Annotated in this window: 24 protein-coding genes and 2 pseudogenes; 8 read left to right on the top strand and 18 right to left on the bottom strand. The window is 52.1% G+C overall.

Annotated elements, in window-relative coordinates; translation table 11 throughout:
* Positions 1–2 precede the first annotated feature (2 nt).
* The 11 genes from C7W93_RS02995 to C7W93_RS02945 form a co-directional block, all read right to left on the bottom strand.
* On the bottom strand, positions 3–1169 hold the full coding sequence (locus tag C7W93_RS02995) for a branched-chain amino acid ABC transporter permease (RefSeq protein WP_108438686.1): 1167 nt from the start codon (positions 1167–1169) through the stop codon (positions 3–5).
* A gap of 2 nt (positions 1170–1171) precedes the next feature.
* Positions 1172–2092 (bottom strand): branched-chain amino acid ABC transporter permease, encoded by a 921-nt coding sequence (locus C7W93_RS02990; protein WP_108438685.1) that lies wholly within the window; start codon positions 2090–2092, stop codon positions 1172–1174.
* Between the two features lie 106 nt (positions 2093–2198).
* Positions 2199–3143, bottom strand: a complete 945-nt coding sequence (locus C7W93_RS02985) for a LysR family transcriptional regulator (protein ID WP_108438684.1) — start codon at positions 3141–3143, stop codon at positions 2199–2201.
* A 2-nt stretch (positions 3144–3145) separates the two neighbouring features.
* A complete protein-coding gene (locus tag C7W93_RS02980; RefSeq protein ID WP_108438683.1) occupies positions 3146–3763 on the bottom strand; it encodes a HutD family protein in 618 nt (205 codons plus the stop codon).
* A 36-nt stretch (positions 3764–3799) separates the two neighbouring features.
* Positions 3800–4954, bottom strand: coding sequence for a branched-chain amino acid ABC transporter substrate-binding protein (locus C7W93_RS02975; RefSeq protein WP_161539865.1), 1155 nt, complete (start codon positions 4952–4954; stop codon positions 3800–3802).
* Between the two features lie 134 nt (positions 4955–5088).
* Complete coding sequence (argE, locus tag C7W93_RS02970) at positions 5089–6294, bottom strand: acetylornithine deacetylase (protein ID WP_108438681.1); 1206 nt, start codon at positions 6292–6294, stop codon at positions 5089–5091.
* Complete coding sequence (locus tag C7W93_RS02965; protein WP_108438680.1) at positions 6287–6964, bottom strand: DUF1028 domain-containing protein; 678 nt, start codon at positions 6962–6964, stop codon at positions 6287–6289. The genes argE and C7W93_RS02965 overlap by 8 nt, the downstream gene beginning before the upstream one ends.
* 18 nt (positions 6965–6982) lie before the next feature.
* A complete protein-coding gene (locus C7W93_RS02960; protein WP_108438679.1) occupies positions 6983–7408 on the bottom strand; it encodes a Rid family hydrolase in 426 nt (141 codons plus the stop codon).
* Between the two features lie 52 nt (positions 7409–7460).
* Positions 7461–7967: a flavin reductase gene (locus C7W93_RS02955; protein ID WP_108438678.1), complete on the bottom strand. Its 507-nt coding sequence runs from the start codon at positions 7965–7967 to the stop codon at positions 7461–7463.
* Between the two features lie 53 nt (positions 7968–8020).
* Entirely contained in the window at positions 8021–9475 is a 1455-nt protein-coding gene (locus C7W93_RS02950; RefSeq protein WP_108438677.1) for a 4-hydroxyphenylacetate 3-hydroxylase family protein, read from the bottom strand.
* Positions 9476–9770: 295 nt separating this feature from the next.
* On the bottom strand, positions 9771–10484 hold the full coding sequence (locus C7W93_RS02945; protein ID WP_161539864.1) for a GntR family transcriptional regulator: 714 nt from the start codon (positions 10482–10484) through the stop codon (positions 9771–9773).
* Between the two features lie 193 nt (positions 10485–10677).
* Between C7W93_RS02945 and C7W93_RS02940 the strand changes: the two genes are divergently transcribed.
* The 8 genes and pseudogenes from C7W93_RS02940 to C7W93_RS02910 form a co-directional block, all read left to right on the top strand.
* Positions 10678–11784, top strand: a complete 1107-nt coding sequence (locus tag C7W93_RS02940) for a mandelate racemase/muconate lactonizing enzyme family protein (RefSeq protein ID WP_108438675.1) — start codon at positions 10678–10680, stop codon at positions 11782–11784.
* A gap of 33 nt (positions 11785–11817) precedes the next feature.
* Positions 11818–12501, top strand: coding sequence for an amino acid ABC transporter permease (locus C7W93_RS02935; protein ID WP_108438674.1), 684 nt, complete (start codon positions 11818–11820; stop codon positions 12499–12501).
* Between the two features lie 11 nt (positions 12502–12512).
* Complete coding sequence (locus C7W93_RS02930) at positions 12513–13169, top strand: amino acid ABC transporter permease (RefSeq protein WP_108438673.1); 657 nt, start codon at positions 12513–12515, stop codon at positions 13167–13169.
* Positions 13153–13728: pseudogene (locus C7W93_RS02925) on the top strand (amino acid ABC transporter ATP-binding protein); the annotation flags it as partial. The gene C7W93_RS02930 and the pseudogene C7W93_RS02925, both read left to right, overlap by 17 nt.
* Positions 13668–13847 carry an endonuclease domain-containing protein gene (locus tag C7W93_RS25415; RefSeq protein WP_370446439.1) on the top strand — a complete coding sequence of 60 codons (180 nt, stop codon included), beginning with the start codon at positions 13668–13670 and terminating at the stop codon, positions 13845–13847. The pseudogene C7W93_RS02925 and the gene C7W93_RS25415, both read left to right, overlap by 61 nt.
* Positions 13848–13936: 89 nt before the next feature.
* Positions 13937–14731, top strand: a complete 795-nt coding sequence (locus tag C7W93_RS02920) for a transporter substrate-binding domain-containing protein (RefSeq protein ID WP_108438671.1) — start codon at positions 13937–13939, stop codon at positions 14729–14731.
* Between the two features lie 116 nt (positions 14732–14847).
* Entirely contained in the window at positions 14848–15954 is a 1107-nt protein-coding gene (locus tag C7W93_RS02915; protein ID WP_161539863.1) for a porin, read from the top strand.
* Positions 15955–16036: 82 nt separating this feature from the next.
* Positions 16037–16162: pseudogene (locus C7W93_RS02910) on the top strand (SDR family oxidoreductase); the annotation flags it as partial.
* Between the two features lie 160 nt (positions 16163–16322).
* Here the strand turns inward: C7W93_RS02910 and C7W93_RS02905 are convergent.
* The 7 genes from C7W93_RS02905 to C7W93_RS02875 form a co-directional block, all read right to left on the bottom strand.
* Entirely contained in the window at positions 16323–17192 is an 870-nt protein-coding gene (locus tag C7W93_RS02905) for an amidohydrolase (RefSeq protein ID WP_108438669.1), read from the bottom strand.
* Between the two features lie 8 nt (positions 17193–17200).
* A complete protein-coding gene (locus C7W93_RS02900) occupies positions 17201–17725 on the bottom strand; it encodes a MaoC family dehydratase (protein WP_108438668.1) in 525 nt (174 codons plus the stop codon).
* Between the two features lie 99 nt (positions 17726–17824).
* Positions 17825–19138 carry an MFS transporter gene (locus tag C7W93_RS02895; RefSeq protein WP_108438667.1) on the bottom strand — a complete coding sequence of 438 codons (1314 nt, stop codon included), beginning with the start codon at positions 19136–19138 and terminating at the stop codon, positions 17825–17827.
* An 87-nt stretch (positions 19139–19225) separates the two neighbouring features.
* Complete coding sequence (locus C7W93_RS02890; protein WP_108438666.1) at positions 19226–20371, bottom strand: CaiB/BaiF CoA-transferase family protein; 1146 nt, start codon at positions 20369–20371, stop codon at positions 19226–19228.
* Entirely contained in the window at positions 20368–21507 is a 1140-nt protein-coding gene (locus C7W93_RS02885; protein WP_108438665.1) for an ABC transporter substrate-binding protein, read from the bottom strand. The genes C7W93_RS02890 and C7W93_RS02885 overlap by 4 nt, the downstream gene beginning before the upstream one ends.
* A 4-nt stretch (positions 21508–21511) precedes the next feature.
* Complete coding sequence (locus C7W93_RS02880) at positions 21512–22612, bottom strand: Gfo/Idh/MocA family protein (protein ID WP_108438664.1); 1101 nt, start codon at positions 22610–22612, stop codon at positions 21512–21514.
* 3 nt (positions 22613–22615) lie between these two features.
* Complete coding sequence (locus C7W93_RS02875) at positions 22616–23065, bottom strand: MaoC/PaaZ C-terminal domain-containing protein (protein WP_108438663.1); 450 nt, start codon at positions 23063–23065, stop codon at positions 22616–22618.
* Between the last annotated feature and the right edge of the window lie 8 nt (positions 23066–23073).

The raw sequence follows: 23073 nt of genomic DNA, 5'->3' as shown, positions 1-23073 counted from the left end.
ACTCATCCCTTGTAATGACGCAATTGTTTTGGAATCAAGCCTTGAGGACGCACGATCAGCATCAAAATGACCACTGACGCATAGATCAACAGCCGATAATCCGAAAACACGCGAAACTTCTCGGGCAATATGGTCAGCAAAAAGGCCCCAAGTATCACGCCCAACACGTTATCCATGCCGCCAACAATCACCATCGTCATGATGGTGACCGATACCAGAAAAGTAAAATTATCGGGCGAAATATAGGTCACGTAAAACGCGTAAATCGTCCCGGCAAATGCTGCCATAAACGCATCCACTGCAAAAGCCAGCATCTTGTACCAAGTCACGTTAATGCCTTGCGCGCTTGCTGCCAGTTCATCGGTACGCAACGCATTCCAGGCCAAACCGACGCGCGAATTGTGAAGCAGATTTGCCACCACAACAGAGACCACAATCAAGGCGAATGCGAGGAGGAAAAAATTCACCTGACTGGGCAAGCTTTGCCCGAAAATCAAAATCGGATCGGAAAATGAATGCCCAAATAACGTCGGCGCAGGAATTCCCACTAGCCCGTTCGGTCCGCCGGTCCATGAAGCATTATTAATCAGCTGTTGCAATACGATGCCAAATGCAATTGTCACCAGCGCCAAATACGAATTTTTAGTTCGCATGCACGGGATACCAAGCAAAAATCCAAAGATCGTCGCAACACCGGCCGAGGCCAGCAAACACCACCAGAAGCTGACGCCCCAATGGATGGCAAGTAGCGCAGATGTATAGGCACCGATTCCATACGACGCGCCAGTGGCGAAATTAGGAATATTTGCGCTGCCAAGTTGAAAATTCAGTGCCAGCGCAAGTACCGCATATAGTTGCGATATGATCAATAAATGCAATATATACGTATTTCCTTGCAGGAGAAACGGATACGCCAGCACCAGCACGGTCGCCCAGACTAACGACAGCGTTTTACATTGCGCAAAACTACCGGCTATCGCACTTTGGATTGCATGGTTGCGTTGCGTGTAGAGCAGCGCGCCCGCACCCAAAATTAATAGCGCCAGCAAAATTGGCCATGATTCCAGTATCAGGAAAAAATACAGCCATACCGCCAGACTGGTTTCCAGTAGCAAGACAATCGGTGCCGCACGGCGCGGTGCCACTTTTATAGTTGATTGCGTCGACATGGTTATACCTTTTCCACAACTACTTTACCGAGCAGGCCTTCTGGCTTGAACAGCAAAAATATGATCACCAGCAGAAATGCAACGACTTGACGATAGGCTGCGCCATCCGGGATAACTGACTGCGCGATTGTTTCAGCACCGGCGATCAGCAAACCGCCCACAACAGCGCCGAAAATGCTGCCAAGACCACCCACAACAGCGGCAGAGAATCCCATCAATCCGGCCAGAATCCCGAAGTCGAAACGGGTCGCGCCAACGTTTCCGGCATAGAACAGTCCGGCGATTGCACCGCTTGCCGAGGCGATGAAGAAGGTTGCTTTAAACACGCGGTCGGAGCGTACGCCCATCAAACGCGCCGCTTCTCTATCCTGTGACACTGCACGGATCCGCACGCCAATCGCCGTTTTCTTGAGTAAGAAGAACAGCCCTGCTAGCAACGCTGCGGTAATCGACAGTTCAACGACAACAAACCAACTCACCATGACTTCGCCGATGGAAAAAGCCGAACCGGTAAAAGGCATCGAGAATGCATGCGGGCTGCTGCCTTCGGGGTAGAACCGCCGAATCAATTCGCGCAGCAAAATCCCCAGCGCAACTGTGGCGACCAGCGGCATCATTGCTGGCGCGCCACGCAATGGCCGAATCACGATGTGTTCAATGAGTATCCCGAGCAGTCCGATAACGAGAATCGCGACGATCATCGCCATAGTCAGCGCAATCGCGGCGCCGCTATGCGCAAATAGTGGTTCGACCATGGGAATCACTGCTAACGCGATGAAAGGTGCCATTAACGAGACGTCGCCGTGCGAAAAATGGATCACGTTGACCACGCCAAACAATAGGCTGAAACCAATCGCCAGCAACGCATATACGCAGCCGAGCACTAACCAGTTCAACAACTGCTGCGTTAATTCCGCTGCCATGTTACCCCCTGCAAATACTGTGTGTAACCCAACATAAAATCTCCTGTACTGGATTGGTGTGCTCGTAAAAACCCACTCTCCATTTATTTGTTTATTTACTGACAAATCATTCAATACTTAACACTTTATCGCTGTTATCGACGCAGTCTTTATTCAACACTTGATGACAAAAATCGACAAACAACCGCGCTGGTCTGGTTAACTGGTTGGATTTCAACCACACTGCGGAGAGGCTGATACTGTCGACGGGTTCATCGATTTTCAGCGAGACGATGCGATTTCCATCGTATGTCACGCTGGTTTCCGGTTGGCTGACCATGATCGAGAATCCCAGCCCCTGCCCCACCAAACCGCGCACCATTTCCAATGACGGTGAACGAAAGGCAATACGGGGGGCTAAATCGTAGAGACGGAAAACATCGAGAAAGTAATTTTTGCTCGGCAATAAATCCAGCAAAATCATCGGTTCTTTACTGATTTCTTTTAGGGAAACACTATCCCGTTTAGCCAGAGGATGATTGGCCGACAACATGATGTAAGGATGCAGATCATTGAGCAGTAATGAAGAACCAAATTCAGAATGTTCGATTTCCTGGTTATACACAATTGCCAGATCAAGTTGCCCGCAACGTATGCTGCTCAACATATCGCTTTGGTCGCCATCGCGGATATTCAAGGTCACACCCGGATATCTTTGTTTAAATTCAGCAATCAATTTTGGCAAGTAGATCGGTCCCAGCGTTTCGAAACAGCCGATATCAATTTGCCCGGAAACGATATCGTTATCGGCCAGCGCGTTTTGTTCAAACTCGCGCAAGACTCGCAACAACTCTTGCGCCTTGTGATGGAAACGAATACCGGCAGGCGTGAGTGTGATGCCTTGCGCATGTTGTCGGATGAAAAATTGAATACCGAAATTATCTTCCAGACTTTTGATTGCCGAAGAAATCGAAGGCTGGGCAATAAACAGGCGGCGCGATGCTTCAGAAACACTACCGCACTCGACGGTAGCGACAAAGTACTTCAGCTGTCTAAAGGTGTAGTTGACCATGGCTACCTATCCGTGATGTCAATGATGTCAATTTTGATGATCGTCGCTGCAGCAGCGGATGCAGCGGATGCGACTAGCCGATACGCACCGGACGACGTATCGATACGCAGCGTTTCCTGCTCGCTAAGTTGGTGGTAAATGTCATCATAGCCAACCTCGCAATGCCCTTTCAGGCAATACAACAGCGTTGTGCTGTTCGCAGCCGGATGATGTTGCAAAGGCGTCGTGCCCAATGTCAGTATTGATGTCGAAAAGCGCACTTTTTCTCGTGCGCCCATGATATTAAATACCCGCACCGGCCCATTGTGCAAATAGCTTTCTGTGACATCGTCACCGCTAAAATAAACCGCATCCAGCGGTGCATTCAACAGCGTCGCGTCATGTTGACCGCAACGCAACTCCAGTCCACCGCCGTCGATTAACAGCAACAGCCGGTCGACGCCTTCAAAGCGGGAGAATGCGCCCGACGTAGTAATTTCCGGCAGGCTGAGACGCCAAATAAAGTCTGCATTGCTGACAGAGTTCGCAGAGTCGGTAATTTCCCGCGTCGTGCCAAGACCATTCTTCCACGCCACGGCGTGGTAGTCAGTGGCACGATAATGTTGTGAACGAATCGACACTGAAAAGCCTCCTGATGCGCTATGAAAAGTTGGCGATTATTGCTGCCATGCAACCCATTTACCGGCCTTCGCCTGTTGAATATCCACTGTCACAGGTACTTTGGTTTGGCCGCGCTGATCGAACTCGGTTAATCCCAATACGCCTTGATACTTGATGTTGCGAATAGCCTTGGCGAGTTGGGCCTTGTCTTTATAACCGTTTTCCTTAATCGCTTTCAACATGATATTGGTGGCGTCGTAAGCGTACTTTGCATACGGACCAGCAGCGTCAGGGAAGCCAGCTGCTTCATAGGATTTTTGGAAAGTTTGCAGTGCAGCACTCTCAGATATTTTTGGTGAACTTACTAACGTTCCGTCAGCAGCAGCACCTGCAATTTCGAGATACTTCGGATCATAAATACCCGAAATTGCGATCATCGGAATATGCGCCATGCCAAGCGCCGTCATTTGTTTGCGGATCAATGCTGCTTCTGTAATAACGCCACCGAAGTAAATAATATCCGGATTACTAGCCTTGATCTTAGTCAACATTGACTGGAAATCGGTGGTGCCGACCGGCGCTGAAGCCTTGCTGATGATCGTACCGCCAGCAGCAGTGAAATATTCAGACATCGCTGCTGTATTGGCCGCACCATAGTCACTGGTATCCGAAACAATCGCCATTTTTTTCTTGTTATATGACTTCGCTGCCCAATCCGCCAACGGCTTGTTTTCCTGCTCAAGCGTCGGCGTAACGCGGGTCACGACGGGCATATTTGCCTCCGTAATTTTAGGGCTGATCGCGCCCCAAATGACGGTTGGCATCTGATAGCGGTTGAATACCGGCGTGGTTGCCAGCGCCACCGGGCTGTTCCAATGGGCGGTTACCGCGATAACCTTATTATCATTAACAAGTTTAAGCGCGGCAGACACGCCCACCGCCGGATCGGAGGCGTCATCCAGCGCCACGCCCTCAACCCGATACGGATAGCCGCTGGCGTTTGCTTCCTTAATTGCCAGCAGAAAACCATTGCGCGCACCCAAGCCTTGCTGCGCATTGCCACCCGTCATCGGTCCGATAAAACCAAGTTTAATCGTATCTTGTCCAAAAGCCATCTGTGACGTGCTGGTCACGGCAGTTAAGACTATCGCGCAAAATAGTGTACGGCTTGCACGTTTCCAGATCGGTGAATTTACATTTAATTTTGACATGACTATCTCCATTATTTATAGGTTTTATAGGTGGTTTTACGGGCCGCAATGCGGTGAGGAAGAACAAAAAACAACCGGGCAGTCTGAAAAAACACTGAACTCAGAGTAACCCAGCGAAAAAATCGTAAACAATATTATTTATTGTCAGGGGCTAGCAAAATACTATGATCAACGCTGCACAACGTCACGCCTAGCCGCTGCAAAAATTGCTCGCATAATGCTACCTGCGCTACGGCAATAAACTCATCCGGCTGATGACCCTGCGCCATACTGCCGGGGCCGCAGACTACCGTGGGGATGCCTGCGGCAGTAAACAAGCCGCCTTCAGTGCCATAGCTAACGGTCTCAGCCCGCTCCGACCCCATGATCATTTTCAGCAAACGCACGATAGATAAATCGTCGGGACTGTCAAGACCGGGATAACTAGATAGCAAGTCAAAGGAAATATCGCTGGCTGCCGATTTTTTCTGCATTTTCGGCAATAGCTCTTGCTGAGCAAAATGTTTGATATCGTCCGCCACACACTGTGGGTCGAATAATGGCAGCGTGCGTACCTCGAAGTCAAATCGACACTCTCCAGGAATCATGTTCAGTGCGCGCCCGCCTTGAATCGTGCCGGTCTGTAAAGTACTAAACGGGGGATCGAAGCGCGGATTAATCTCACCTTCGGCCAGCTTCTCGCCGAGCTGTGACAGACGATTGATCAATTTAGCGGCATATTCGATGGCGTTGACGCCATACGGCGCATACGCAGAATGCCCTTCTGTACCGTGCACTTTGCAGCGCATTGCCATTTTTCCTTTATGACCGCTAACTACTCGCATTTCGGTTGGCTCACCGATGATGCAGGCAATTGGCTTGATAGGCCGCTGACTAAGCGACGCTAGTAAAGAGCGCACGCCCAGACAGCCGATTTCTTCGTCATAGGAAAAGGCCAGATGAATCGGCAACTGCAAATCCATTTTTACAAAATCGGGAACCAAAGCCAGCACAACGGCAATAAACGATTTCATGTCAGCCGTGCCGCGCCCATACAGACGACCATCTTCTTCAACCATCTCAAATGGCGGTTTGGTCCAGTTCTGGCCGTCTGTCGGGACCACGTCGGTATGGCCAGAAAGCACCACGCCGCCACGGTCACGCGGACCAATCGTTGCGAACAGATTGGCTTTGTCGCGCGTTTCATTAAAATGCAGTTCGGATTCGATCCCGTAACCGGCAAGATACGTGCGGATGAAGTCAATCAATGCCAGATTTGATTCGCGACTGACGGTGTTAAAGCCCACCAGTCGGTCTATCAACTCCCTGCTTTTAATCGCTGTAACGGCCGCTTCACTCATCGCCTGGCACGCCATAACTTGGTGCTGCTGCCGGATTCAGCGCACGTGCGACATACTCATCCATTTGCGGCTGATACATATCCCACAAGGTTCGCAAGCGTTCAACCGGGCCATTTTCTTCCCAATCGACCCGAAGATTGACCAACGGCCACGCCAAATCACTTGCGACCAACAGTGCGGCGGAATGGACCGGGCCAACCTCTCCACCAGCAGCAATCCCAGCGCTCAGAGCACGCAATAAACGTTCGGCAAGATGTTGGTCGTCAGCTGCCTCGAATGCGCTGACCATCGCACGCGGAACATCTTTCGTTGACAGCAAATTGCCCGCCGCAATGCAACCATTACCGACGACAACTGCGTTGGTGCCCAGGATTTTATCGCCGGTGAAATGCGCGATGCGTCCTTGCGTATCGACCACCATTACCTGCCGATACTCGCTAAAGTTGTCTTTTTGCAAGACTTTATCAAGCGCTGCTTTCGGTAATAGCCCGCCTTCCAGCAGTTCAAGAATATCCTGGCCGATGCTAGGCAAAGTCACGTTTTGCGTGGCAACCGCTCCAACCCGCCCGCGCACCCAAGGGCAACGGCTGCCGACACTGATACTCGACGTGGTGATGGCAACGCCGACCATGCGGGTTTTGGGACAATAAGCAGTCAATGAAAATGTCATGGCTAGTTCCGTCGTAGGTTATTTAGCGTTAGCGTCGCTATCGGGAATCATCGCTTCGACGTCGATTTCCATCACCATTTCCGGACGGGCAAAGCCGCTGATGATCAGGCCGGTCGAACAGGGAAAAACACCCTTTAGCCATTTTCCGACGACGCCGTACACCGCTTCACGATCTGCGCGATTGCTAATGTAAATAGTTGTTTTGGTAATGTGTTCCAGTTTCGCGCCAGCCTCTTCCAGCAAAATTTTGACGCACTTCATCGCATTTTCGGTTTGCGCCGCAGCATCGCCGATACCGACCATGTTGCCATCCAGATCAAAGCCTGTTTGTCCGCGTAGCCAGACATAATTGCCAGCACGTACGCCCATGCACAGATCATTGTCCATGCCTTTTCCTGGGTACATGTCGCGGGTATTAAAGGGACGAATACGGGTATGCACCATGAGTAACTCCTTCAAATAAGTAAGATAAATTTATTCCAGCCGGTGAATAACTTCAGTGATTGCGTTCGGCGCTGGGAAACAGCCATGACGTGCCGTAACTGCGATTGGCGTGCAGCAGCGGCCGTGTCGTTTTCCCAAACTCCACCGTCAGAACACTGCCGATGAAGATGTAATGCGTATTGATGCGCATGTGTTGCATCAACTGGCAATCGAACACTACCAACGGGTCGTCGATTGCCGGTGCCCCGCTGTCTAACTTGTGCCAGGTTGCACAGCTGAATTTATCGCCATCCGGCGCAGGCACACGTCCGGCAAAAGTATCCGAGACGATGGACGCTTCGTTGTGCAGCAAATTGACACAGAAAACGCCATTCTCAATGATCGCCTTGCTGGCATTGCTTAAATGGTGGACGCAGACCAGCAAAGTGGGCGGTTCGGCAGAAACCGACGACGTGGCGCTGACCGTCACGCCAAAACGACCGGCGACACCGTCAGTGGTCACGATCGAGACGCTGTTGGGCACCCGACTCATGCCATTTACAAAATTTTCGCGTAACATTTTTTTCTTCCTTCAAAACGCAGCATTGTGCGAATCTGCCATGGCTGAACGCATTACTTCGCCAGTACCCGGTCCGATAAGCCTGCCGATGTTTTGACGTATTGCAGTGGCGTATCGAAATCAAAGTTGCGATAGACCGCCCCCAAATGCGCAAACGGCGGCGATTGCGCAAACAATTGAAACGTCAATCGATGTCCGGCGTAATCGGAGTTCAACAAATCTCGACCGAAGGCAAGCAACTTACGACGATCATCGGCCAGCCAATTGTCATTGATGGAGTAATACTTATCCATCCACTTGCTGGTCTCGGGATGATTGAACGAAGCTGCCGACGGCGTTACGCAGATTTGCCCGCCGCACAATTCACGCGCCAGATGCATCATCGCTGGCAACTGCGTACAAGCCTGTACGCGACCGGTGTAGAGTAAGGATTGATTCGGCATCAATAGACCGGATGGGCTACTTTCACCGGCTGCAATCGAGGCGGTTAAATGCGCATTAATTGTTTCTCTGTAGACCGCTAACGCGGCAAGTTTTTCCTGCACGGCTTGCTGCTTTTCCAGACCGGTCTGGCGCACGTTAAACAGCGCAGCACCAATCATCAGATCCGCCATACGCAGCGCACGCTGCACCCAGGCGAAAGCGCTATACCGATGGAGCGTTGAACGGATAAAGCTGGCGGCGCGGGTATGCTGATAAAACAGTACATTTTCCCAGGGAATCAAGACGTTATCGAAAATCACCAGCGTATCGATTTCATCAAAACGACTCGACAATGGATAGTCTTCACTTGGCGCGCGGCCGACGAATCCCGAACGGCAAATATGCTTAACGCCGGGTGCGCCCATGTCGCAAATAAAGCCCAGTGCATAGTCGGATAACTTGGCCTCGCCCCAGTTGGCGATGGTTGGTTTGACAAATGCCTGATTGGCGTAAGCAGCAGCGGTTTCATATTTCGCGCCGCGTACGATGATGCCTGCGTCAGTTTCTTTTACAACGTGGAGCAGCGAATCCGGGTCTTGCTCTTGCGGCGGTTTGGAGCGATCGCCTTTGGGATCGGTATTTGCCGAGACGTGAAAAGGATCGGCATATAGCGCTTTATGAATGTGGCGATCGATGTTTTCCGCGAAGCGCGGATCGACTTCATTGAGCACGTCTTTACCATCGTATAAGGACCACATTTCACCGATTGTTTCATCGCCGACACGGGTCACGATGCCACCGATATCGTCCATCACCGTATCGACAGCAAGCCTTTTATCATGCCAGTCTTGTTGCGTATAAGGCAGCTTCAGGCCCATGGCATTGCGTTCGCCGGTGGACGCATCGACATAGGTCATGATGTCGCGGGTTGCCTCTTCATGTGCAAGATCGTAGATGCGCGCACGAACATCGATGATCGGCTTAAAGGAGGGATGCTTGGTAATGTCTTTTACCCGCTCGCCATCGATCCATACCTCACGATCATCGTTCAAAGAATCCCGATATTCCGCACCCGTTCTAATCATTTTTACTTCCTCCTTACAGAATAATATTTTCAACGAGACTCATAATTGCATAATCTTTGATCTTGCATTTCCAGTGTTTTCTTATGGCTGAACAATAAAAAAAATACCCCCGATGCATCGTGAAAATGCATAGGGGGTATTCAATTGAGAGTAAGTAATGAAATAAAAATCCTTTATTCGGACTTCTATTTCCTAAGCTGGAAGAGGCTTTTGAAAATTGTTAAGGAAGCGACACTCAGCGCTTTTAAGGGCGCCGAAATATTATTAGAACGCTACGATTCGGCAAAAAATGTGATCAATCAGAGGCCAACACTTGGGTAACATCACTTCTCTGCGCACGCAATTGCGCTGCCTTCAAATGTCCGTGTACGGCCGATTCGGCGCGATCGGGATCGTGTGCCCGAAACGCTTCAACTATTTCCAGATGTTCTTGCATCACGGTTTCGGAACCGATGTTATTGCTGTTAGGCACCACCGATAAGCGTGCTACCAACAAAATGGTATGCAATCCGCTGTATGCACTGGAAATGATCGGATTGTCCGCGCTATCAACAATCAATTGATGGAAAGTTTGCTCAAGGTCAATGTACTGGCGATAGTATTTATAACTGAGGCCCTTTTTATACATTGCGCCCATTGCTTCACAGGATTTTTCCATGCTGGCAATCGTTTCATCACTAGCATTGACGGCACCCTTGCGTGCGCAATGCGCTTCCATCATCAAACGATATTCTAAAATTTGACGCATTTGTTGCGCGTCAGGCACCGGCGCGATGGAAAAGCCGGAATTAGTGCTGGATACGACCAATCCTTCTGAACCCAATCGTATCAATGCTTCTCTTAACGGTGATGTACTGATGCCGCATTCGCGCGACAGCGCATCGATATTAACCCGTGCGCCAGCCCGCAACCGCAGATCCAGAATCTGTTTTTTCAGTTCTTCGTAGGCTTGCTCAGCCAAAGATGTCTTAACGAATCGCGTGCTGGCAGGTGAAGGTTTCGCAGCCATTGATGCTCTCATTTCAAATTGCCAAATCGCGATTATGCCATAGGCGGAAAGCGTATTTACGCACATCTTAAAAAATATATCGTGCACGATAAATCATGCACGATATATTGACAGCTAAAAATACCTTGGTTATATTCCATCACCTCCAGTGTGTCGCGATGCAGACACCGGCAATTCAATGACAAGGAAATCTATGGCCATTATTCAACGCATCGAGATCGTGCAGGTCGATCTGATCCCTAAAACCAAACGCTCGGATGCGATCCAGTCGTTCGTCGCGCAGGAAACCGTGTTGGTCACGCTGCATTGCGACGACGGCAGCAGCGGCACGGGCTACACCTATACCATCGGCACTGGCGGCTCTTCGATAGTCGCGTTGCTAAAAGATCACCTAGCACCGCGACTGATCGGTTGTGCGCCGGAAAACTATGAACACATTTGGCGCGATCTGCTGCGGCATACGAACGCGACCGCAGTCGGCGCAATTACCAGTCTGGCGCTGGCGGCGATTGATACGGCAATCTGGGACAGAAATTGTCGCCAAGCCGGGCTGCCTTTGTGGAAGATGGCCGGTGGTGCACAGCCGCGTGTGCCGGTGTACACGACTGAAGGTGGCTGGCTGCATCTGGAGCCTAGCGCGCTGGTAGACCTGACGCTGCAAGCAAAAGACCAAGGATTTTTAGGCGCAAAAATCAAGGTCGGCAAAAAACATCTGGCCGAAGACATGGCACGCCTGAGCGCGGTGCGCAACGCCGTGGGCGATCATTTCGAGATCATGGTTGATGCCAATCAGAGTTTCACCGCAGCCGAAGCCATTCGCCGTGCACATGCTTATAGCGAGGTCGGCATTGCGTGGCTGGAAGAGCCGTTGCCCGCGCAAAATATCAACGCCCATAAACAATTGGTAGCGCATACCTCGATACCTATCGCGGTTGGTGAATCGATGTATGACCCCGGTCAGTTCGGGGAATATCTGAAACAAGAGGCTTGTTCGATTGTCCAGCCAGATGTCGCGCGCGTGGGCGGGATTACGCCATGGTTAAAAGTCGCGCATCTGGCCGAAACACTCGGCGTAGCAGTCTGTCCACATTTTCTGATGGAGTTGCATGTCAGTCTATGCGCTGCGGTGCCGAGCGCGACCTGGGTCGAATATATTCCACAACTAGACGATCTGACCGACAGCCGCATCCGTATCGAACAAGGTCATGCACTGCCGCCGGATGAACCCGGTATCGGCATTAGTTGGAACTGGCAACGCATCACGGCACAGCAAAAATTCTCAACCATCATCATAAAATGACAGGCCACTAGATGGTGATAACGAGGAGACAACATGCATTATGAGTTTGATTTTTCCAGCGTGCTGGCGCAATGGCCGCTGTTTTTGCACGGCGCGTGGGTCACCGCGCAATTGACGGTATTTTCTACATTTTTCGGCTTCATATTAGGGACTTTGTGCGCAATCGCTTTGGGTAGTCGCTTTGCTGCGTTGCGCGGTCTGGTCGCTGCCTACGTTGAAGTAATTCGCAACACACCGCTGTTAATTCAGAGTTATTTTCTGATTTTCGGGATGTCCAGTATCGGCATGACGGTGCCGATCACTGCTGGCGTAGTCCTGGCCATGGTGGTGAATATCGGTGCGTATACCTGTGAAATCATGCGCGCCGGTATCGAGTCCATCAACAAAGGACAAATCGAAGCTGCCGAATGTCTCGGCATGTCACGTGCAGCGGTGTTCTGGCACGTTGTCTTGTTGCCCGCCACGGAACGGGTCTATCCGGCACTCAGCAGCCAGTTTGTGTTGCTGATGCTGGCATCGAGCATTATGTCGGCGGTCGGCGCGGAAGAATTGTTCGGCATTTCTAACCGGGTGCAGTCTGATACTTATCGCAGTTTTGAGGTGTTCGTCGTGGTCTGGATCGTCTATCTGGTCTTGTCGTTTTTATTGCGTCTGGCGTTTGCATTGCTGGCCCGATTTTTCTTCCCGCGCCGGCGCAAGCTCGGCACGCCTTTGTGATCGGAGCCGACATGCTGCATATCTCTTCCGCACAAATCTCTTACTTGCTGACCGGCGCAGTTGGCACGCTGATCCTGACATTACTGGCATTTACCGGCGGCGCGATTGGGGCGCTTGCCATTGCACTGATGCGGGTTTCACGCAGTCCGGCGCTCCGCGCTTTTACCGCTGGCGTTATCCAAGTCGTGCAGGGAACGCCGTTGCTGATCCTGATGGGTTTATGTTTTTATGGGCCGAATATTCTCGGCATTGGTTCGGTGCCAGCGCTGGCTGCAGCGGCGGTTGCCATGACAATTTATGCCAGCGCGTTTCTGGGTGAAATCTGGCGTGGCTGTATCGAAGCGGTGCCTAAAGCCCAGTTCGAGGCGGCCGAATGTCTGGGCTTGTCGCACCTGCAAACCATGTACAAGGTGGTTTTGCCGCAGGCTTTACGCATTGCCACGCCGCCCACGGTCGGTTTTATGGTGCAGATCGTCAAGAACACTTCTGTCGCTTCGCTCGTCATCGGTTATGCCGAAATGTCGTATGCCGCCAAGGAACTCAACAGTTCTACATTTGAGCCGTTTCTGTATTTCGGTCTGGCGGCAATGTTGTATTTCGCGATGTGCTATCCGCTGTCGCTATGGAGCAAATATCTGGAAAGGAAGCTGAATGCAAGCCGTCGTTAAATTACATCAGGTACGTAAAAATTTTGGCCCTCTGCAAGTCCTCGATGGCGTCACCTTCGAAGTCCAAAAAGGCCAAGTAGTCGCCATCATCGGCAAGAGCGGCTCCGGCAAAAGTACCGCATTACGCTGCATCAACCGGCTGGAAAGCATCGATAGCGGCAGCATCGAAGTCTGCGGTCATCAGGTCGATGCTAAATACGATCCGCGTGCATTGCGGCGCGATGTCGGCATCGTCTTTCAGGGCTATAACCTATTTCCGCATTTGACGGTGGAACAGAACGTGACGCTGGGTCTGATTTCAGTCAAGAAAATGTCGAAAAATGCGGCCCGAGAACTAGCGCAAAAAATGTTGCAACGGGTTGGGCTGGAACAAAAAAGTCTGTCCTATCCCGAGCAATTATCCGGTGGTCAGCAGCAACGCGTCGCGATTGCCCGTTCGCTGGCAATGATGCCGCAATTGATCTTGTTTGATGAGGTCACGTCTGCACTCGATCCTGAATTGACCGGGGAAGTATTGAAGGTAATGGAAGATCTGGCGCGTGGCGGCATGACCATGATTTTGGTCACGCACGAAATGGCCTTTGCGCGTCATGTAGCAAATTTGGTCGTCTTTATGCATCAAGGGAAAGTATGGGAAAGCGGGCCGCCCACTATTCTGGATGCGCCGCAAACGCCTGAGTTACAGCAATTTTTAGGGACCGATTTATAACCCGTCACGCTCTGTCATTTTCTTTATCTTCACGTCACATTTTTGTTAAGGACATCACATGCAATTCGCCAAGTTATCCAGCGCCATCCTGATTGCCGTCGCCACTCTATGCGCGCATGTGGCGCATGCCGATACCCTAGACGACATTCAGAAAGCCAAAAAAATCCGGATCGGTATCGGCATGGATGTGCCGCCGTATGGCATGAAAGATGATCAGCTCAAAGCTATCGGTTCCGACGTTGAAACTGCGCAACTGATCGCGCAAAACATGGGCGTGGCGTTGGAAATCGTGCCTGCCACCGCTGCCAATCGAATTCCTTATTTGCAAACGAATAAGGTTGATGTGGTGATTGCTTCGCTGGCGGTGACACCAGAGCGCGGCAAGGTGATCGACTTTTCTTTGCCTTACGCCGCGATCCAGGCCGTGGTCGCTGCGCCCAAGAGCATGGTGATCAAAAACTATGCCGATTTAGCAGGGAAAAAAGTAGTCGTAACACGCGCCTCGACGAATGACGCTGAAATTACGAAGTACGCGAAGGACGCGCAAATTGTCCGCTTCGACGATGACTCGACTTCCATCACCGCCATCCTCAGCGGGCAGGCCGATATATTCGTATCATCCCCTGCCCTGATGACGGTCATCAATCAAAAAAATCCGCAAAAGAATCTTGAGTCGAAAATCGTTATCAAGACTTTCCAATTGTCCGTCGGTTTACGGAAAAACGATGATCGGCTGAAGCAATTGATCAACGGCTATATCAAGATCAATCTCAAAAACGGCAAACTAAATCAGATCTATCAAAAATATCAAGGCATGCCGCTTCCGGAAGAAATCATCAAGGCCGCCGATTAACTAAATCCAACTTTGTAATTAGCAAGACGATGCGCCGGAAACGGCGTGTGGACTTTCTTCGTCCAAAAAAAGACATTCCATCCTCAAACCAATAAATCAACCCCAGGGAGACAGCAGTGAAAAGATACTTGATCGGTAGTTTAGTCTTAGCAGGAAGCGCAGGTTTCGCCAGCAGCAGCGCGTGGGCGCAATCGGCAGTGACCGTCTATGGCGCACTGGATGCAGGCATCACCTACGCGAATAATTCTGGGCCGAATAACGGCAATACGGTCAGAATGGATACAGGCACTTTGTACGGCAACCGCGTTGGATTTCGCGGCGTTGAAGACCTGGGCGGCGGTAACCGCGCTATCTTTCTGACCGAGAGCGGCTTCGCGCTGGATAACGGTGCTAGCACCCAAGGCGGATTGCTGTTTGGCCGACAAAGTTATGTTGGGCTGGAAAGTAACTACGGCACGCTGACCGTGGGCCGACAATACACGCTGGATCTGGAACTGGCGCCGTATCACGCGTTTGTCGCGTCACGAGTCAACAACTTTGCCGGTATCTCTCATTGGGTGGATCGTCTCGGGGACCGCGTCGATAATTCCTTACGTTATAAAAGCCCGGTCATGAATGGCTTTACAGTGGCGGCCTTAATCGGCCTAGGCGAAAAAGCAGGCAGCCAGAGCGCTAGCCGGACGCTAAATGGCGCAGTTAATTACGTCAATGGTCCGCTAGCCGCGGGCGCGACGTATTTGCGTATCAACGACGCTAATGGCGATCGTCTGACCGGCGTTGCGGTGATCGATGGACAATATACATTCGGTGCAACCACGCTGCATCTGGCCTATACCGACACCCACGGCGTCGCAGCCAATTCACTTTGCTTTTCCACTTGCGCGGCAAACTCGGCACAAATCGTGCGCACCTATGAAACCGGCGTGGATTATCAACTGAACGCCACAAACAGAGTGTACGGCGGCGGTGCGTTGACCAAATTTACCGACGGCTTGAGCGGCAAAGCGCTGCAATACAATCTGGCCGCTTTTCATACGCTATCCAAACGCACTGAATTGTATTCCTTGTTCAGTCTGACCAAAACCACCGGTCTGGATGGTTTTGCACGCGCAGCATTCGGCACGCCGGATTTTGGTGCCACCGCCTTCGTGACCAATCCTCAAGGCACCGCGAACAAGGCAAGTCAAATGGCCTTGCGAGTTGGCATGACGCATCGTTTTTAAAGCCGACGTGGAATGTCTGGGCGGATGTTACCTGCCTGCTCCAGAACCTGTTCTAAAAACAAACGGACGAAGAAAGTCAGACAGACAAAAAACACAACGCGTAGGAAAAGCCACCGAAATCGCTGCTCTGGCGGTTTATCTGGCCTCTGACGACGCCGCTTTTACCACCGGCACGACACAGATGATCGACGGCGGCTGGTCTAACTAACGACCTTCACTAAGCGCCAGACAAAATATCTGGCGCTTAGGAGAATGTGGGTGATAGACGCAAGCGATATCCATCACGAGGCTGCAGAAGATGAAATCAGGCTGAAACGGTGCACGAACTCGTATTCCGGACAAAATGAGACTTTATCAAAGTGCAAGACTTATAGCCGTTGCTCAGTCACTGCTCCCAATCGATAAAGTGTTTCAGCATTGCGATACAACAGCCGCACCTGCTGATCTTCGCTGCAATCACGCAGCAACGCCTTAGTGGCATCGACCCATGCAACTAAACCGCCGCCTAGCGTACAGACCGGCCAATCGCTGCCCCACACAACGCGATCCCAGCCAAAGGATTCAATCACATGTTCGGCATACGGACGCAAAGTCTCGACGCTCCATCCAGCATCCGCATACGCCACCAATCCTGATAATTTACAGTGCAGATTAGGATAGCGCGCTAATTCGCTGATAGCGCTCTTCCACTCTTCGAAAGTTTGATCGGTGCTTTCCTTGATGGCAGGCACGCCGCAATGATCGAGTACGAAACGCACCTCTGGACATTGCTGCACCAACGGCAGCGCAACGCTGCGCAATTGCCGCGCCAATACACAGAGATCGAAACTGTAATCGACAGCAGCCAGCAAGCGTAAATTAGCCGCGAATAACGGTGTTTGCGACAGATCGTCAGGGCTAGTATGCAAAATGCGCCGCACCCCTTTCACTGTGGGCTGCAACAGCAATTCCCCCAAATTCCTGGCAAAATCGCCGCTTTCGGGCCGACAAGCTGCAATCTGCCCTGCCAGAGCGCCGCCAGACTCAACGGCCAGTTCTGCAATCATCGCAACTTCGTCGAGTTGATTTTCTTGTGCCACATCAACCTCCATATGCAGCGCCGCCCGTATGCCGCAATTCGCCGCTAACTGGCGATAATCATCGAGGTGAAAAGCCCGATTCAGCGCGCTGCCAGCGATCCACGGATACCGCACACGTTGCGGATAAACCAGATGCAGATGGGTATCGATGATATGCATAGAACTCCTTATCCCTGTGCGGCCAGCTCAGCTACGGCTAACGCCGGGCCGCGATATTTAACGGTTTGAATGTGCTCACAATACAGCACCAGCTCGCCGTCGCCTTTGAAAATTTCATAGCTGGCGCGATACAGCCCCATCTCCGCACTTTTCGGTTGTTTGGACAGGTCGGTTTTGATCGCATAGATCGTGTCGCCGATAAACACCGGCTTGATAAATCGCAGTTTATCGTAGCCGTAAGAAAAAGCATTGACGCAATTAGTCGCCACCAAACCAAGCCCTGCGCTAAACACAAAAGCACCGGCCACCAGACGGCGGCCAAAGACGCCCTCTTCTCGTGCAAAAGTTTCGTCGGCCACGTACGGATGCATATCTAGTACCAATGCATTGAATTGCATGCTTTCGCCTTCAGAAATCGTGCGGCGTATCGAACGAATACGATGGCCGACGACGATATCTTCATAAAACCAATTTTCTGCGTTCCAGACGGGAATCTGCGCATGCAGCTTTGGATCGGGATTAGGGTTACGCATCACTTTTTCCTTTAATAAATAAATGATATTCAGGCGTCAATTCGGTATAAATTTGCCGTCACCAGATGGCGACGGTTCATGCAACGCCATTTTTTTTGCTTAATATGCACGTACCAACGCGCCAGGAGAGCCGCTGCGACGTAACCACAGCAACAGCAAGACGCTGATGGAGCAGATTAGCGCCAGAACCATAAAGCCAGCGTTACTACTAGCAAAAAATTTGTCTGCGAAGACTTTGATCTGCGGCGACAGGAAAGAACCAACATTGCCAATCGATACGATGAACGCGATCCCACTGGCCGCAGCGGTTCCGCCCAAATACCGCGTCGGCAAACTCCAAAATACGGGTTGAGATGCGGTCAGTCCCGGAATCGCGATGCATGCAGCGATTACGATCAGCAATGGGCTGGATATCCACAGCAACGAAGCCAACGCCAGCGTGCCGACCGCCACCATCACCATGACGACGCGACGATGATTGTCGTGCCTGTCAGCGTAGGCCGTCACCGCATAGATCGTCATTGCCGAGCAAAGCCACGGTATCGCAATCAAAAGGCCCACCGCAAAAGTGATATGCCCGCCCATGCTTGCTGCCAGCTTGGATGGCAAAAAGAAGATCAGCGGCGCAGCGCCGACTTGCAGGCAAAAATACACACCGATGAAGGCCAATACCCGTGGATCTTTGAGGACGCCCATCGCTGTATGACCACCATTAGCCAGTTTCTTGCGTTCCTCACCTTCAAGCACAGCCGCCAATGCAGCCTTTTCTTCTTTAGAAAGCCATTTAGCATCCTGTGGATTGTTGTCGAGGTAGAAAAATGCGATCACGCCCACAATAGTTGCAGCAAGCCCTTCCACCGCAAACATTAATTGCCAGTTAGTCAGCCCAAAAACTTCATGGAAATTCAGCAGGAAGCCGGATAAAGGGCCGCCTAATACCAACGATAAAGGCACGCCGAGATAGAACAAGCCAATGGCACGTGCGCGGTTCTTGGAAGGGAACCAGTAAGTCAGATACAGCAGCACGCCAGGATAAAATCCGGCTTCGCACACGCCTAGCAAAAAGCGCAGGATATACAGCGTATTTTCAGTGTGCGCAAACAGCATCGACGCCGATACCAAGCCCCAGGACACCATGATCCGGCTCAGCCACATGCGCGCACCGACGCGATGCATGATCAAATTACTCGGCACCTCGAACAACGCATAACCGATGAAGAAAATACCTGCGCCCAGCGCGTAAGCGGCCTCGCTAATGCCGGTATCGGCCTGATAGGCGATTTTGGCGAAACCGATATTCGCGCGGTCCAAAAATGCCAGAATCAGCATCAAGGCAAGAAATGGCAATAGGCGAATGGTTGCTTTACGCACAGCACGGTCAAGTGCAGGCGCGTCACTGCGTTGTGTACGCATTATTTGTCTCCGTTTATAGTATTTATTGAGTCAGCTTGGGGTCTGCGCGATGCAAGAAAATGCAGCGTGTGGGCAGACCGCTTTGCATCACGACACCGCATATTCCGCATTAATCTGCGCGGTATGCTCACCTACTCTGGGTGAAGCACGCCCGTCTTTCAGCACAGCGCCGTCGATGCGAATCGGGCAACGCGTCGTCACTAGCGCCTGACCGTTGTCGCGAGTCACCGGCTGCAGAAAATCGAGCACCTTAAAGCCATCGTGGGCCAGCATCTCGGGCCAATCCATCACTGGCGCGCACCAATAATCCGCCGGTTCCAGCCGATCTAACCAATAGCGGGTGGACTGGGTCTGCAAATGCGTCACCAAATGCTGCTTGATTTCATCGCGTCGGTCGAACCAGCTTTGCGGATCGTCATAGGCCTGAAGCGCGGCGCAATCCAGAATTTTTCCGAGCTGCGTCACAGAACCCATCGCCAGCGATAAATAGCCGTCCGTTGTGCGATAAATGCCATACGGCGCGCCCAAATAAGCATGCGCATTGTTCACCGCGCTACGCTCAGGCGCTTTACCGCCATCATTCAAATGCGTCGTCAAAACTTCAAATTGCAAGTCCAGCATCGATTCCAGCAAGCTGACTTCGACCAGACCGCCAGCGCCGGTAACGCCACGCCTTACCAGACAGGCAAGTAAGCCCTGCACCAGATGCGCACCCGCAAACAAATCGGCAACTGCAATTCCGGCCGGCACTGGCCCCTGCTGCTGGTCGCCATTCAGCCAGACAAAACCGGTCCGACTTTGGGCCAGCAAATCCTGCCCCGGTAAATCAATCCATGGCCCCTCATTGCCGTAGCCGGTCACCGTGCCGTACACCAGACGCGGATTAATCTCGCGCACGCGGTCGTAATCTAGGCCAATGCGCTGCATGACGCCGGGGCGAAAATTTTGAATCAGCACATCGGCACGCACGATCAACTGCTTAACCCGGGCCAGATCCGACGGATCTTTCAGATCGGCGGCATAGCTGCGCTTGTTGCGATTAATGGTATGAAATAGCGTGCTGTCGCCATCCAGATCCAGATTCGAAATATATAGCTGGCGACACAGATCGCCTTTGACCGGACGTTCGATTTTGATCACCGTCGCACCCAGATCGGCCAGCCGTAATGCCGCTGACGGACCAGCCAGAAATTGGCTTATATCCAGTACCAATAAACCTTCTAATGGCTTCATTTAAAACACTCCTTGTGAAGGTGATTGATCAACTGCAAACAGACCGGCGCTGCGGTTTCACCACGCAAGAAAGCGTGGACCAAGTGTCCCGCACGATCCTGAAAATCGATATAACCCGCGTAGCGCGGCCTGATCCAGGATTGGTCCAGCGTCGCCAACGTCGCAGAGAAATATTGCTGCACATCAATATTATTGTCAGCATCGCACCATGCTTGCCGATGCCCCGGCTGGCCGCCATTGGCGGTGAAAATACCGGTTTGGGTCGACACTTCGGCAACAAAGCGCGCATAGGCGAGCGCGATCTCCGGATGTTTGCAAGAAGCCGATACCGCTAGCCCCGCCCCGCCCAGGACCGACCGCAAAGGCTGGCCGTGTCGCGTCACCAAGCCACCAAAGGCCAGCGGACGGCGCGCATAGCCACGACGGCTGTAATTCGAATAACCGTAGGCGAAAGGACAATAAGCAATAGCATCACTCAGCGTCATCGCCTCATAGGTCTGAATCGGATTGCGTGTCAGACACACCGGATCGCAGAGACTGACTAATTCCCGCAATGCTTCCAGCGCGGCAACGCCAGTCTCTTCGCTACAAAAATAGGCAGCTTGCTGGCCCGGCGTTTCGCCCTCCGCCAGACAAAGCATGTAAAAGTTCATCAGGCTATCGATGGGGATCGCTGGCACCGCGACCTTGCCCTGCCGCGCCAATTCCAGCAATTGCGCCCAGTTTTGCGGAACCTCGCCCGCGTCCAGCAGATCAGCTCTGCGGCTGGCTACCGGCGTCGCTGCATCGATTGCCAAGGCCCATTGATGTCCGTTGACCTGATAGCTGGCATGCGATCCGCCGACACTATTGGCGGCCTGATCGGAGAGAAAATCGGCTGACAGGTACTGATCCAGCGGCAGAAACAAGCCGTGCGCCGCTGCTTCGCCCATCGATGGATGATCAATCACCAGCAAATCGAATTCGGCCGCCAGATGTGCAATCGAATAATCGGCGAAAGCTTGCAACGAACGCGTTTGCCACTGTATTTGGCATTCCGGGTGCAGCTCGTGATAGCGCTGTGCAGTCGCGACTTTCGGTAACAAGCCACGGGTGTGGTCCCAGGTAGTTCCACGCAAGAGAAAAGAGTCAGTCATCGTATTAATAAGGTTTGGTGGAATCTTGGCGCGGGGCTACGCCGCCGCGCTCGCTGGAAATTTTGCAAGCATCGACCAGCGCCATCGTACGCACTGCGTCATCAACGGCGGTCAATAAAACGGTATCTTCTCCCGCGGCGTAGCGTTGCAGATTGGACATAATGCCAACGAAGGCATCGGGAAACCAACGTCCTTGCAACGGCACATCGGTCCAGTCGCCATTGGCGCTGATAATTTGCAAGGTTTCCGCCGCGCCGCGTGGATAGTCGAGCAACAAACCGAGGCTGACGATTGCCGCCCCACGCACGCCTTCAATACGAATGCTGGCGTCTTGATGCTGTGGGCCGAAGCGGTAGGTGTGATTCAGCGATAAACAACAGCGCACGCCGGGATAGTCAAGAATCGTGCTGGTGCGCGCATCGGCCAATGTCGGATGGTCAGGGTGCGGCACCGATAGCGACATGACAGAACGCGGTTCGCCCAAAGTACCGCGTATCCAATCCATGTAATGAATTGAATGCATCAATGTTTCGACCTGCGGCAACGCTGCCATGAACGGCCATAATTCCCACGGCGTATGGCAAGCCAGCCGGACTTCGACATCGACGATATCACCAATTAAATCTTGTTCAATTGCTGCACGTAATGCCAGCATCATCGGCGAGAAACGTAACTGAAAATTCACCGCAGCGATCAAATTGCGCTGCTGACACAACCCCGCAATTGCCAGCGCCTGATCATAATGAATCCCTAGCGGCTTTTGTATCAACACCGTCGCACCGAGCGGGATCATTTGTATAGTTTGCAGCAGCGCTTCTGGCGGCAGCGCAAGATCAAAGACAGCATCTTTTATCGTCAGGGCCTGCTCCAGGCTGTCGCACACTTGGGCGATGCCAAATTGCGTAGCGAGTTGTGTGGCGCGCGCAATATCCAGATCGAAAATTGCCGCAACGATAAAGCCGCCCTTGCGATACGCGGGTAAATGGGAGTCGCGGACTATCCCGCCCGCGCCGAGGATGACGATGGGACGGGGCTGAGTTGGCTTCGGCCAGTCTTGCCGCAAACCGCGTATGCGCTCTGCAATGGTTTCATTCGCTAAGGTCATGCGTCAAACTCCACGTCGATTAACCAACAGAATATGTTCACATGCCATCACCACCTCGCTCCGCTGATTAAGCACTTCGCAGGTTTCGGTCACGCGACCAGCATCGGCGCGCTTGGGATCATCAGCCTTGGCGCTGATAGTGATGCGGGTATGAATGGTGTCACCGATAAATACCGGTTTGACGAACCGCAAGCGGTCATAACCGTAGGTAAACGCGGCAGTGTTAATCACCCCTGCCGTCAAACCCACACCGATGGCGAACACCATCGTGCCATGCGCGATGCGCTGACCGAATGGCGTGGTTTTGCAGAATTCTGCATCCATGTGATGCGGAAAAAAATCTCCGGTATGGCCTGCGTGCACCACAAAATCAGTTTCGGTAATGGTGCGTCCGTTGGTGCTCCGCACATCGCCGATCTGATAATCCTCAAAATATTGCGCTTGCTGCGTCATGGCTTACC

Source organism: Glaciimonas sp. PCH181, from assembly GCF_003056055.1.
Classification (GTDB): domain Bacteria; phylum Pseudomonadota; class Gammaproteobacteria; order Burkholderiales; family Burkholderiaceae_D; genus Glaciimonas.
This window is presented reverse-complemented; position numbering and strand designations above follow the sequence as displayed.